Annotated in this window: 11 protein-coding genes; 10 read left to right on the top strand and 1 reads right to left on the bottom strand. The window is 59.2% G+C overall.

Going from position 1 to position 13,264, the window contains the following annotated elements; genetic code table 11:
• Positions 1–242: 242 nt before the first annotated feature.
• From dnaJ to L6D81_RS19040, 6 genes are all read left to right on the top strand, one after another.
• A complete protein-coding gene (gene dnaJ / locus L6D81_RS19015) occupies positions 243–1,367 on the top strand; it encodes a molecular chaperone DnaJ (protein WP_236181454.1) in 1,125 nt (374 codons plus the stop codon).
• A gap of 9 nt (positions 1,368–1,376) precedes the next feature.
• Positions 1,377–2,183, top strand: a complete 807-nt coding sequence (gene dapB / locus L6D81_RS19020) for a 4-hydroxy-tetrahydrodipicolinate reductase (RefSeq protein WP_236181455.1) — start codon at positions 1,377–1,379, stop codon at positions 2,181–2,183.
• Between the two features lie 256 nt (positions 2,184–2,439).
• A complete protein-coding gene (gene carA / locus L6D81_RS19025) occupies positions 2,440–3,576 on the top strand; it encodes a glutamine-hydrolyzing carbamoyl-phosphate synthase small subunit (RefSeq protein WP_236181456.1) in 1,137 nt (378 codons plus the stop codon).
• 126 nt (positions 3,577–3,702) lie between these two features.
• Complete coding sequence (gene carB / locus L6D81_RS19030; RefSeq protein WP_039769162.1) at positions 3,703–6,924, top strand: carbamoyl-phosphate synthase large subunit; 3,222 nt, start codon at positions 3,703–3,705, stop codon at positions 6,922–6,924.
• Positions 6,925–6,926: 2 nt separating this feature from the next.
• Positions 6,927–7,403 carry a transcription elongation factor GreA gene (greA, locus tag L6D81_RS19035; protein WP_236181504.1) on the top strand — a complete coding sequence of 159 codons (477 nt, stop codon included), beginning with the start codon at positions 6,927–6,929 and terminating at the stop codon, positions 7,401–7,403.
• Positions 7,404–7,431: 28 nt separating this feature from the next.
• Entirely contained in the window at positions 7,432–7,836 is a 405-nt protein-coding gene (locus L6D81_RS19040; RefSeq protein ID WP_236181505.1) for an MFS transporter, read from the top strand.
• Between the two features lie 9 nt (positions 7,837–7,845).
• On the opposite strand, the gene L6D81_RS19045 is transcribed toward L6D81_RS19040, so the two are convergent.
• The gene (locus L6D81_RS19045; RefSeq protein ID WP_011332401.1) at positions 7,846–8,154 is read right to left on the bottom strand and encodes a YhbY family RNA-binding protein; all 309 of its coding nucleotides are present in this window, start codon (positions 8,152–8,154) and stop codon (positions 7,846–7,848) included.
• 101 nt (positions 8,155–8,255) lie between these two features.
• Here L6D81_RS19045 and rlmE point away from each other — a divergent pair, with 101 nt between their 5' ends.
• The 4 genes from rlmE to glmM all read left to right on the top strand — a co-directional run bounded on the left by rlmE (position 8,256) and on the right by glmM (position 13,209).
• Positions 8,256–8,885 carry a 23S rRNA (uridine(2552)-2'-O)-methyltransferase RlmE gene (gene rlmE / locus L6D81_RS19050; protein WP_064382587.1) on the top strand — a complete coding sequence of 210 codons (630 nt, stop codon included), beginning with the start codon at positions 8,256–8,258 and terminating at the stop codon, positions 8,883–8,885.
• A gap of 202 nt (positions 8,886–9,087) precedes the next feature.
• A complete protein-coding gene (ftsH, locus tag L6D81_RS19055; RefSeq protein ID WP_236181457.1) occupies positions 9,088–10,995 on the top strand; it encodes an ATP-dependent zinc metalloprotease FtsH in 1,908 nt (635 codons plus the stop codon).
• An 8-nt stretch (positions 10,996–11,003) separates the two neighbouring features.
• Positions 11,004–11,855: a dihydropteroate synthase gene (gene folP, locus L6D81_RS19060; protein WP_236181458.1), complete on the top strand. Its 852-nt coding sequence runs from the start codon at positions 11,004–11,006 to the stop codon at positions 11,853–11,855.
• A gap of 16 nt (positions 11,856–11,871) precedes the next feature.
• Positions 11,872–13,209 (top strand): phosphoglucosamine mutase, encoded by a 1,338-nt coding sequence (glmM, locus tag L6D81_RS19065; RefSeq protein ID WP_236181506.1) that lies wholly within the window; start codon positions 11,872–11,874, stop codon positions 13,207–13,209.
• Positions 13,210–13,264 lie beyond the last annotated feature (55 nt).

The following is a 13,264-nucleotide window of genomic DNA, read 5'->3' on the forward strand; positions in this document are numbered from 1 at the left end:
GCGGGAGCTTGCTCCCGCGTTGGCGTATCTGGAATACGTGAATTTTTACAGCATGCGACAAGGCTCGAATGCTGGCGGTATGGTCGGAAATGCTCCTGCTTTTCGCGCCGCAAATACCGCATGAACCAAAGACCAGGATCGTTGAATTGACGTGAGTTGGGTCCGGGCCTGTATTGGGGCTCAACGAGTTTGGCGAAGCTCAGGAGGGGTTTGCCGAACGTCCTCAAGAGTATGAAGAACTTATGGCTAAGCGTGACTATTACGAAGTGTTGGGTGTTGAGCGCGGCTCAAGCGAAGCAGACCTGAAAAAGGCCTATCGCCGTCTGGCGATGAAGCACCACCCGGACCGTAATCCCGGTGACAAGGCGTCGGAGGATCTGTTCAAAGAGGCCAACGAAGCCTACGAAGTGCTGTCCGACTCCAGCAAGCGTGCGGCGTACGATCAGTACGGTCATGCCGGCGTCGACCCGAGCATGGGCGGCGGCGGTGCAGGCTTCGGCGGTCAGAACTTCTCCGACATCTTCGGTGATGTCTTCAGTGACTTCTTCGGTGGTGGTCGCGGCGGTTCCCGTGGCGGCGCCCAGCGCGGCAGCGATTTGCGTTACACCCTGGAGCTGAACCTGGAAGAGGCGGTGCGCGGTACCACCGTGAATATCCGCGTTCCGACACTGGTCAACTGCAAACCATGCGATGGTTCGGGTGCCAAGAAAGGCTCGTCGCCATCGACTTGCCCGACTTGCGGCGGCATCGGTCAGGTGCGCATGCAGCAAGGTTTCTTCTCGGTGCAGCAGACCTGCCCGCGCTGCCATGGCCAGGGCAAGATCATTTCCGATCCGTGCGACTCCTGCCACGGTGACGGTCGCGTTGAAGAATACAAAACCCTCTCCGTCAAAGTGCCGGCCGGTGTCGACACCGGTGACCGCATTCGTCTATCCGGCGAAGGCGAGGCGGGCACTCAGGGTGGCCCGACTGGCGACCTGTACGTGGTGATCAACGTCCGCGAGCACGACATCTTCCAGCGTGACGGCAAGCATCTGTTCTGCGAAGTGCCGATCAGTTTCGTCGACGCAGCCATGGGCGGCGAGCTGGAAGTTCCGACCCTCGACGGTCGCGTGAAGCTGAAGATTCCGGAAGGAACTCAGACCGGCAAGCAGTTCCGCATACGCGGCAAGGGCGTTGCACCAGTGCGTGGCGGTGGTGCGGGCGACCTGATGTGCCGTGTGACCGTCGAAACGCCGGTCAATCTGAACCGTCGTCAGCGTGAGCTGCTGGAAGAGTTCCGCAGCTCCCTGGCGGACGACAACAGTCACTCCCCGAAAGCCACCGGTTGGTTTGACGGTGTGAAGCGCTTCTTCGGCGATCTGTAAGGAGTCGGCATGCGACGTATAGCTGTGATGGGCGCTGCCGGGCGCATGGGCAAGATTCTGGTCGAGGCGGTGCAGCAGCGCGCGCCGCTGACCGGTTTGACGGCCGCGATTGTCCGCCCTGGCAGTACGCTGATCGGTGTGGATGCCGGTGAGCTGGCTTCGCTCGGTCGAATCGGCGTGCCGCTGTCCGGAAACCTGGAGTCGGTGGCGGAGGAGTTCGATGTATTGATCGACTTCACTCTGCCGGAAGTCATGCTGAAAAACCTGGCCTTCTGCCGCAAGGCCGGCAAGGCGATGGTCATCGGCACGACCGGGCTGGATGCTGCGCAGAAGCAGTTGCTGGCCGAGGCGGGCAAGGATATTCCAATCGTGTTCGCCGCCAACTTCAGTGTCGGCGTCAACCTGTCGCTGAAGTTGCTCGACATGGCTGCTCGGGTGTTGGCGGATGATGCGGACATCGAAATCATTGAGGCTCATCACCGGCACAAGATCGATGCGCCGTCGGGTACGGCCCTGCGCATGGGTGAAGTGATCGCCCATGCGCTGGATCGTGATCTGCAGAAGGTCGCGGTCTATGGCCGTGAAGGTCACACCGGCGCCCGTGAGCGTGAAACCATCGGTTTTGCCACTGTTCGCGGTGGTGATGTGGTGGGTGATCACACGGTGCTGTTTGCCTGCGAGGGCGAGCGCCTGGAGATTACCCACAAGGCTTCGAGTCGCATGACGTTCGCCAAGGGCGCGGTGCGTGCAGCCTTGTGGCTGGATGCTCGTGAGCCTGGTTTGTATGACATGCAGGACGTGCTCGACCTGCATTGAGATGTTCTGAAACCGGCACAAATGCCCTGTTTGTGCCGGTTTCAATCCGCTGAGCGACGCCCTGTCGCATTCTCCGGCCTTTCGGGCTCATTGGCGGTAGACCAAAAAACCCTTTTTCTGTAAGCTACAGCTTTAGTGTGTCCACTAAAAGCGCGCAGAATAATTCAGTGAACAAGCGGGGTGACGTGTCCATACGTCACTCCGCTTTTTTACAACCTGCGATTGCCCTTTCATGCGTTATTTACGGGAGGTCTTCTTGACTAAGCCAGCCATACTCGCCCTTGCTGATGGCAGCATTTTTCGCGGCGAAGCCATTGGAGCCGACGGTCAGACCGTTGGTGAGGTGGTGTTCAACACCGCAATGACCGGCTATCAGGAAATCCTTACCGATCCTTCCTACGCCCAACAGATCGTTACCCTGACTTACCCGCACATCGGCAACACCGGCACCACGCCGGAAGACGCCGAGTCCGATCGCGTCTGGTCAGCTGGCCTGGTCATCCGTGACCTGCCGCTGGTAGCGAGCAACTGGCGTAACACGATGTCCCTGTCCGATTACCTGAAAGCCAACAATGTTGTGGCGATCGCCGGTATCGACACTCGTCGTCTGACCCGCATCCTGCGTGAAAAAGGCGCACAGAACGGCTGCATCATGGCCGGCGACAACCTCTCCGAAGAAGCGGCCATCGCCGCGGCGCAAGGCTTCCCGGGCCTGAAGGGCATGGACCTGGCGAAAGTCGTCAGCACCAAGACCCAATACGAATGGCGCTCCACTGTCTGGGATCTGAAAACCGACAGCCACGCGACCATCGAAGCCTCCGAGCTGCCATACCACGTGGTTGCCTACGACTACGGCGTCAAGGTCAACATCCTGCGCATGCTGGTCGAGCGCGGCTGCCGCGTGACCGTGGTGCCGGCGCAAACCCCGGCTGCCGACGTACTGGCCCTGAAGCCGGACGGCGTGTTCCTGTCCAACGGCCCTGGTGATCCGGAGCCTTGCGACTACGCGATCAAGGCGATCAAGGAAGTGCTGGAAACCGAGATTCCGGTCTTCGGCATCTGCCTGGGTCACCAGCTGCTGGCTCTGGCCTCCGGCGCCAAGACCCTGAAAATGGGCCACGGCCACCACGGTGCCAACCACCCGGTTCAGGATCTGGACACTGGCGTCGTGATGATCACCAGCCAGAACCACGGTTTCGCGGTTGACGAAGAAACCCTGCCAGCCAACGTCCGCGCGATTCACAAATCGCTGTTCGACGGCACCCTGCAAGGTATCGAGCGCACCGACAAGAGCGCGTTCAGCTTCCAGGGTCACCCTGAAGCGAGCCCGGGCCCGAACGATGTGGCCCCCCTGTTTGACCGCTTCATCAACGAGATGGCCAAGCGACGCTAAGCGCTCGCCTTGAGACTGTAGCGAGAAGCCCCTCGAGGGCGGCCCCGGAACCGGCGGCCCCCTCGGGACTTCAGAAATCGATCAAGACGGCTTGCCGACTGACCTGCGGATTTGAGTGACAAACCCATGCCAAAACGTACAGACATTAAAAGCATCCTGATTCTCGGCGCTGGCCCGATCGTTATCGGCCAGGCCTGCGAATTCGACTACTCCGGCGCCCAGGCTTGCAAAGCCCTGCGCGAAGAGGGTTACCGCGTCATCCTGGTGAACTCCAACCCGGCCACCATCATGACCGACCCGGACATGGCTGACGCCACCTACATCGAGCCGATCAAGTGGCAGACCGTTGCCAAGATCATCGAAAAAGAGCGTCCGGATGCAGTGCTGCCAACCATGGGCGGCCAGACTGCGCTGAACTGCGCCCTGGACCTGGAGCGCGAAGGCGTTCTGGAGAAGTTTGGCGTTGAGATGATCGGTGCCAACGCCGACACCATCGACAAGGCTGAAGACCGCTCGCGTTTCGACAAGGCGATGAAAGCCATCGGCCTGGAATGCCCGCGTTCCGGTATCGCCCACAGCATGGAAGAAGCCAACGCGGTGCTTGAGCGCCTGGGCTTCCCGTGCATCATCCGTCCGTCCTTCACCATGGGCGGCACCGGTGGCGGTATCGCCTACAACCGTGAAGAGTTCGAAGAAATCTGCGCCCGTGGTCTGGACCTGTCGCCAACCAAGGAACTGCTGATCGACGAGTCGCTGATCGGCTGGAAAGAATATGAAATGGAAGTTGTCCGCGACAAAAAGGACAATTGCATCATCGTCTGCTCGATCGAAAACTTCGACCCGATGGGCGTGCACACCGGTGATTCGATCACCGTTGCTCCAGCCCAGACCCTGACCGACAAGGAATACCAGATCCTGCGTAACGCCTCGCTGGCGGTACTGCGCGAGATCGGCGTCGAGACCGGCGGTTCCAACGTGCAGTTTGGTATCTGCCCGGACACCGGCCGTATGGTCGTGATCGAGATGAACCCGCGTGTATCCCGCTCGTCGGCTCTGGCCTCGAAAGCCACCGGTTTCCCGATCGCCAAGATCGCGGCCAAGCTGGCCGTCGGTTACACCCTCGACGAACTGCAGAACGACATCACCGGCGGCCGTACGCCGGCGTCCTTCGAGCCGTCCATCGACTACGTCGTGACCAAGCTGCCGCGCTTCGCTTTCGAGAAATTCGCCAACGCTGACGCGCGCCTGACCACTCAGATGAAGTCGGTCGGTGAAGTCATGGCCATCGGCCGTACCTTCCAGGAATCCCTGCAGAAAGCCCTGCGCGGTCTGGAAGTGGGCGTTTGCGGTCTGGACGAGAAGGTCGACCTGAGCAATCCGGAAAGCATGAGCGTGCTCAAACGCGAACTGACCGTACCGGGTGCCGAGCGTATCTGGTACGTGGCGGACGCTTTCCGCGCCGGCATGACCGTCGAAGAAATCTTCGGCATGAACATGATCGATCCATGGTTCCTGGTGCAGATCGAAGATCTGATCAAGGACGAAGAGAAGGTCAAGACCCTCGGTCTGTCCGCTATCGACCGCGATCTGATGTACAAGCTCAAGCGCAAGGGTTTCTCCGACCAGCGTCTGGCCAAGCTGCTGGGTGTCACCGAGAAGAACCTGCGCACGCACCGCCACAAGCTGGAAGTGTTCCCGGTCTACAAGCGCGTCGACACCTGCGCGGCCGAGTTCGCCACCGACACGGCCTACCTGTATTCGACCTACGAGGAAGAGTGTGAAGCCGCGCCGTCCGGTCGCGACAAGATCATCATCCTTGGCGGTGGCCCGAACCGTATCGGTCAGGGCATCGAGTTCGACTACTGCTGCGTGCACGCCGCACTGGCGCTGCGCGATGACGGGTACGAGACCATCATGGTCAACTGCAACCCGGAAACCGTTTCCACTGACTACGACACTTCCGACCGTCTGTACTTCGAGCCGGTGACCCTGGAAGACGTGCTGGAAATCTGCCGCGTCGAGAAGCCGAAAGGCGTGATCGTCCAGTACGGCGGCCAGACGCCGCTGAAACTGGCGCGCGCCCTGGAAGCGGCCGGCGTGCCGATCATCGGCACCAGCCCTGACGCCATCGACCGCGCCGAAGACCGTGAGCGCTTCCAGCAGATGGTCGAGCGCCTGAACCTGCGTCAGCCGCCAAACGCTACTGTGCGCAGCGAAGACGAAGCCGTTCGCGCTGCCGCGAAGATCGGTTACCCGCTGGTGGTGCGTCCGTCCTACGTACTGGGCGGCCGGGCGATGGAAATCGTCTACAAGGAAGAAGAACTCAAGCGTTACCTGCGTGACGCGGTGCAAGTGTCGAACGACAGCCCGGTGCTGCTCGACCACTTCCTCAACTGCGCCATCGAGATGGACGTGGATGCGGTCTGCGACGGCAAGGACGTGGTGATCGGCGCGATCATGCAGCACATCGAGCAGGCGGGCGTTCACTCCGGTGACTCTGCGTGTTCGCTGCCGCCGTACTCGCTGCCGGCGCACATCCAGGACGAAATGCGCGAACAGGTCAAGAAAATGGCCCTGGAGCTGGGCGTGGTCGGCCTGATGAACGTTCAGTTGGCGCTGCAGGGCGAAGACATCTACGTCATCGAAGTCAACCCGCGTGCTTCCCGTACCGTGCCGTTCGTGTCGAAGTGCATCGGTATTTCCCTGGCGATGGTCGCGGCTCGCGTGATGGCCGGTAAAACCTTGAAGGAAATCGGCTTCACCAAGGAAATCATTCCGAATTTCTACAGTGTGAAAGAGGCGGTGTTCCCGTTCGCCAAATTCCCTGGCGTTGACCCGATCCTCGGCCCAGAGATGAAGTCCACCGGTGAGGTGATGGGCGTCGGCGACACTTTCGGCGAAGCCTTTGCCAAAGCCCAGATGGGCGCCAGCGAAGTGCTGCCGACCGGCGGTACTGCATTCATCAGTGTGCGCGACGATGACAAGCCTCTGGTTGCAGGCGTGGCCCGTGATCTGATCAACTTGGGCTTCGAAGTCGTCGCCACTGCCGGCACTGCCAAGCTGATCGAAGCCGCAGGTCTGAAAGTGCGTCGCGTGAACAAGGTGACCGAGGGTCGTCCGCACGTGGTCGACATGATCAAGAATGACGAAGTCACCCTGATCATCAACACCACCGAAGGTCGCCAGTCGATCGCCGATTCCTATTCCATTCGCCGTAACGCCTTGCAGCACAAGATTTACTGCACCACCACCATTGCTGCTGGCGAAGCTATCTGTGAAGCGCTGAAGTTCGGTCCCGAGAAGACCGTACGCCGCTTGCAGGATCTACACGCAGGATTGAAGGCATGAGCATAACCAAGTACCCAATGACTGTTCAGGGCGCTCGCGCCCTGGAAGAAGAGCACGCTCACCTGACCAAGGTCGTTCGTCCGAAGCTTAGCCAGGACATCGGTACGGCCCGCGAGTTGGGTGACTTGAAGGAAAACGCCGAATACCATGCCGCCCGCGAACAGCAGGGCATGGTAGAGGCGCGGATCCGTGACATCGAAGGTCGCATGCAGAACGCGGTGATCATCGACGTAACGACCATTCCGCACACCGGCAAGGTGATTTTCGGCACCACCGTCGAAATCGCCAACGTCGAGACTGATGAAAGCGTCACTTACCAGATCGTGGGTGAGGACGAGGCGGACATCAAGCTCGGCAAGATTTCGGTCGGCTCGCCGATCGCTCGCGCCTTGATTGCCAAGGAAGAGGGCGATACGGTCGTTGTGAAAACGCCAGGTGGCGATATCGAGTACGAGATTGTCGAAGTCCGTCACATCTGAGGGCGGGCGCCCGCTGCATGCGGGCGCGATGCTCTGGCAGCTGGTCCAGATGTTGTGGGTCGGTGGCCTGTGGCTGGTACATCTCGGTCTGCGGCCGGTGCTGGGTCAAACCGGCCTGGCACCGCTGCTGATCGATGAAGTTGCAAGTACGTTTGAAGTGGCGGTAGTGGGTTTTGCCGTCGCGTGCGTGATATTTCAGGCTTTGGTGCTGGTACAGGCCGAGGGCCTTGTCAGTCTATGGCGGGATTTCCGCGGGCAGGTGTTGCTGATGGCGTTGTATGCGTGTGCGATGTTTGTCGCAGTACGTGTCGGCTGGCCAGATGCGCAGCGCTGGCAGGTGTTCAGCTTTCTTGTGTTGGGTTTTTCCGGGCTGGTGCTGGTATTGCAGCCGGTGCCTGGATGGCGTGGCAGGGTGCGCGAAGCACACCCTTGACCCTTGCCATCACTTGAAGCGATGGACGTTCGACAGCTGCTTGTTGACGCTGAAGTTCTTGCGGTAAATCAGTGCCATCTTGCCGATGACTTGAACCAGATCGGCCTTGCCGACCTTGCACAGCTCTGCAACGGACGCCAGACGCGCCTCGCGATCGAGGATGTTGAGCTTGATCTTGATCAGTTCGTGATCTGCCAATGCGCGTTCGAGTTCGGCTAAAACACCTTCAGTCAAACCGTTGTCAGCCACCGTCAAAACTGGCTTCAGGTGGTGGCCAATGGATTTGTACTGTTTCTTCTGCTCTGGAGTGAGCGGCATAATCTGACCCTTTCGTCTGGATTCTGTAAAATGGCGGCCATTTTACCCGAGGGCTCGTGGATCCGCCCAATTAATCACGACCCTAATCAACGAGGTGCCCAATGGCGCGTTCCAAGACAAGCCTTGGTTGGCTGAAAAGACATGTCAATGATCCCTATGTGAAGCAGGCGCAGAAGGACGGTTACCGTTCGCGTGCGAGTTACAAGCTTCTGGAGGTCCAGGAAAAATACAAACTGATCCGTCCGGGCATGAGCGTCGTCGATCTGGGCGCGGCGCCTGGCGGCTGGTCTCAGGTCACCAGTCGGCTGATCGGTGGCCAGGGGCGTCTGATCGCTTCGGACATCCTGGAAATGGACAGTATTCCGGACGTGACTTTCATCCAGGGCGACTTCACTCAGGACGAAGTGCTCGCCCGGATCCTTGAGGCCGTAGGTAATTCGCAGGTGGACCTTGTGATTTCCGATATGGCCCCCAATATGAGTGGTACGCCTGAAGTGGATATGCCAAAAGCCATGTTTCTTTGCGAGCTGGCGCTTGATCTGGCGGAGCGGATACTCAAGCCGGGCGGTAATTTCCTGATCAAGATTTTTCAGGGCGAGGGGTTCGATACCTACCTGAAGGACGCTCGCAAGAAGTTCGACAAGATCCAGATGATCAAGCCGGATTCCTCTCGTGGCAGCTCTCGCGAGCAATATATGCTGGCTTGGGGCTATCGCGGTCGTAGCGAGTAAAGCGAGGTTTTTTGGCGGGGTGATAGGTTTTTCGTATTTCGCCCCGCGCGCATAAGCGAATATTGTGTAGAAAGTGTTTCACAAAGGGTTACAGACGGCGCCTGCCAGAGCTGTAGGTAATGTAGTAAGTTAGGCCGGTGAATATCATGCGAAGCGCGCGCCAGTAGCGGAGCTTGCTTCAGAGGGTAGTTAATTGAACGATATGGCAAAGAATCTGATCCTGTGGTTGATCATCGCGGCAGTCCTGGTGACGGTGATGAACAACTTCTCCAGCCCTAACGAGCCGCAGACCCTCAACTATTCCGACTTCATCCAGCAGGTCAAGGATGGCAAGGTCGAGCGCGTGGCCGTCGACGGTTACGTGATTACCGGCAAACGCAACGATGGCGACACCTTCAAGACCATTCGTCCGGCAATCCAGGACAATGGTCTGATCGGTGACCTGGTCGACAACCACGTTGTGGTCGAAGGCAAGCAGCCTGAGCAGCAAAGTATCTGGACCCAGCTTCTGGTAGCCAGCTTTCCGATCCTTGTGATCATCGCGGTGTTCATGTTCTTCATGCGCCAGATGCAGGGCGGCGCGGGCGGCAAGGGCGGGCCGATGAGCTTTGGCAAGAGCAAGGCGCGTCTGCTGTCCGAAGATCAGGTGAAAACCACCCTGGCTGACGTTGCCGGTTGCGACGAAGCCAAGGAAGAAGTGGGTGAACTGGTCGAGTTCCTCCGTGACCCGGGCAAGTTCCAGCGCCTGGGCGGCCGTATTCCTCGCGGCGTGCTGATGGTCGGTCCTCCGGGTACCGGTAAAACCTTGCTGGCCAAGGCGATTGCCGGCGAAGCCAAAGTGCCGTTCTTCACCATTTCCGGTTCGGACTTCGTCGAAATGTTCGTCGGTGTCGGTGCCAGCCGCGTTCGTGACATGTTCGAACAGGCCAAGAAACACGCTCCGTGCATTATCTTCATCGACGAGATCGACGCCGTTGGTCGCCATCGTGGCGCCGGCATGGGCGGCGGTCACGATGAGCGTGAACAGACTCTCAACCAGTTGCTGGTCGAGATGGACGGTTTCGAAATGAATGACGGCATCATCGTCATCGCCGCGACCAACCGTCCTGATGTGCTGGACCCGGCGTTGCTGCGTCCTGGTCGTTTCGACCGTCAGGTGGTGGTTGGCCTGCCGGACATCCGTGGTCGCGAGCAGATCCTCAAGGTTCACATGCGTAAAGTGCCAATGGGTGACGACGTTGCTCCGGCCGTTATCGCGCGTGGTACCCCGGGTTTCTCCGGTGCCGATCTGGCGAACCTGGTGAACGAGGCGTCGCTGTTCGCTGCCCGTGCCGGCAAGCGCATCGTCGAAATGAAAGAATTCGAACTGGCCAAAGACAAGATCATGATGGGCGCCGAGCGCAAATCCATGGTCATGTCCGAGAAGGAAAAGCAGAACACCGCTTATCACGAAGCAGGCCACGCCATTGTGGGGCGCGTCGTACCCGAGCACGATCCGGTCTACAAGGTCTCGATCATCCCGCGCGGGCGTGCGCTGGGCGTGACCATGTTCCTGCCGGAAGAAGATCGCTACAGCCTGTCCAAGCGTGCGCTGATCAGCCAGATCTGCTCGCTGTACGGCGGCCGTATTGCTGAAGAGATGACATTGGGCTTTGACGGCGTGACCACCGGGGCTTCCAACGACATCATGCGTGCGAGTCAGATTGCGCGGAATATGGTGACCAAGTGGGGGCTGTCGGAAAAACTCGGTCCGTTGATGTATGCCGAAGAAGAGGGTGAAGTATTCCTCGGTCGCGGCGGTGGCGGTCAGAATGCCAGCTTCTCTGGCGAGACAGCCAAGCTGATCGACTCCGAAGTGCGCAGCATCATCGATCAGTGCTACGGCACCGCCAAGCAGATCCTCATGGATAACCGCGACAAGCTCGATGCCATGGCGGATGCCCTGATGAAGTACGAGACGATCGATGCCGAGCAGATCGACGACATCATGGCCGGTCGCACACCTCGCGAGCCTCGCGACTGGTCGGGCGGTACCGGTACTGGCACGCCACCTGTCATTCAGGGCGAGCGTCCGGAAACACCGATTGGCGGTCCGGCTGCCGACGTTTAAGGTTTGAAATGACTTCTGTACAGTCCCTGACCCGGTTGCCTTGCGGCAACCGGGTTCTTGATTTGGCCCGGACGCATGTCATGGGTATTCTCAATGTCACTCCTGATTCTTTTTCCGACGGTGGCCGATACAACCAGCTCGACGCGGCCTTGCGTCATGCCGAAGCCATGGTCGCCGCAGGCGCGACGCTGATTGATGTGGGTGGCGAATCGACCCGGCCAGGTGCGCGGGCGGTTTCTCCATTGGAGGAGTTGGAGCGTGTCGCGCCCGTCGTCGAGCTGATCAACCGCGAACTCGATGTGGTCATATCGGTCGATACGTCCACTCCGGCGGTCATGCGCGAAACGGCACGGTTGGGTGCCGGCTTGATCAACGACGTTCGCTCGCTACGGCGGGACGGTGCGCTTGATGCGGCCGCAGCCACGGGGCTGCCGGTGTGTCTGATGCATATGCTCGGCGAACCTGGCTATATGCAGGATGATCCGCGTTATCAGGATGTTACCCGGGAAGTGGGTGAGTTTCTTGCCGAACGCATGGCTCAATGCGAAGTGGCAGGCATTCCGGCCGAGCGAATCATTCTTGATCCGGGCTTCGGCTTCGCCAAAACCCCGCAGCACAATCTAAGCTTGTTCAAGCATATGGAGGCCCTGCATGCGTTGGGGCGACCACTGTTGGTGGGCGTTTCGCGCAAAAGCATGATCGGCTATGCATTGAATCGCCCGGTGGGTGAGCGTCTGTATGGCGGTTTGGCACTGGCTGCACTGGCATCGGTGAAAGGCGCGCGTATATTGCGGGTCCATGATGTGGCAGAAACGGTGGACGTGGTGCGCATGCTCGCAGCCGTGGAATCAGCCGAATAAGAATGATGGAGCACTTATGAGCAAGAAATATTTTGGTACCGACGGCATTCGTGGGCGCGTCGGGGAATATCCGATCACTCCAGACTTCATGCTCAAGCTCGGCTGGGCTGCCGGTATGGCCTTCCGCAAAATGGGTGCCTGCAAGGTGCTGGTCGGTAAAGACACACGGATTTCCGGCTACATGTTCGAATCGGCACTTGAGGCCGGCCTGACATCTGCTGGCGCCGATGTAATGCTGCTCGGCCCGATGCCGACTCCAGCTATCGCCTACCTGTCGCGTACCTTCCAGGCTGAGGCCGGGATCGTGATCAGCGCGTCGCACAATCCGCATGACGATAACGGCATCAAGTTTTTCTCCGGCAAGGGCACCAAGCTTCCCGATGAGCTGGAGCTGATGATTGAAGAATTGCTCGATACGCCAATGACTGTCGTCGAGTCGAGCAAGATTGGCAAAGTGTCGCGAATCAATGATGCTTCCGGTCGCTATATCGAGTTCTGCAAGAGCTCCGTGCCGACCGGTACCAATTTCTCCGGCCTGAAGATTGTCATCGACTGTGCGCACGGTGCCACTTACAAGGTCGCCCCGAGTGTTTTCCGTGAGCTGGGTGCCGAGGTCGTCGTTCTGTCGGCTCAGCCTAACGGGCTGAACATCAATGACAACTGTGGCTCCACGCATATGGGGCAATTGCAGGCGGCGGTGTTGTCCGAGCATGCCGATCTGGGTATCGCCTTCGATGGCGATGGCGACCGAGTGCTGATGGTCGATCACACCGGTGCGATAGTCGATGGTGACGAGCTGATTTTCATCATTGCGCGCGATCTGCATGAGCGAGGCAAATTGCAGGGCGGTGTTGTCGGTACGCTGATGAGCAATTTGGGTCTGGAGTTGGCTCTGGCGGATCTGGGTATTCCTTTTGTGCGTGCAAATGTCGGCGATCGCTATGTGATTGCCGAGTTGCTGGAGCGCGATTGGCTGGTCGGGGGCGAGAACTCCGGACATGTCGTTTGCTTCAACCACACGACGACTGGCGATGCGATCATTGCGGCGTTGCAGGTGCTGATGGCACTGAAAACACGCAACGAAGGTCTGGCGCAAACTCGTCAGGCCCTGCGTAAGTGTCCTCAAGTACTGATCAACGTGCGCTTCGGCGGTGGCGACAGTCCGCTGGAGCACCCGGCTGTCAAGGAGGCGAGCGCGCGCGTAACCCAGGCGATGGCGGGGCGCGGGCGTGTGCTTTTGCGCAAGTCCGGGACAGAGCCTCTGGTGCGTGTGATGGTCGAAGGCGAGGACGAAATCCAGGTTCGTGGCTATGCCGAAGAACTGGCAAAACTGGTAACTGAAGTTTCTGCCTGATTCGGCTTGCCAGCCATGATTGTGTTGGGTAACATCTGCGCCCACTTTGACCGAC

It is taken from the genome of Pseudomonas sputi, assembly GCF_021603585.1.
In the GTDB taxonomy this organism is placed as follows: domain Bacteria; phylum Pseudomonadota; class Gammaproteobacteria; order Pseudomonadales; family Pseudomonadaceae; genus Aquipseudomonas; species Aquipseudomonas sputi.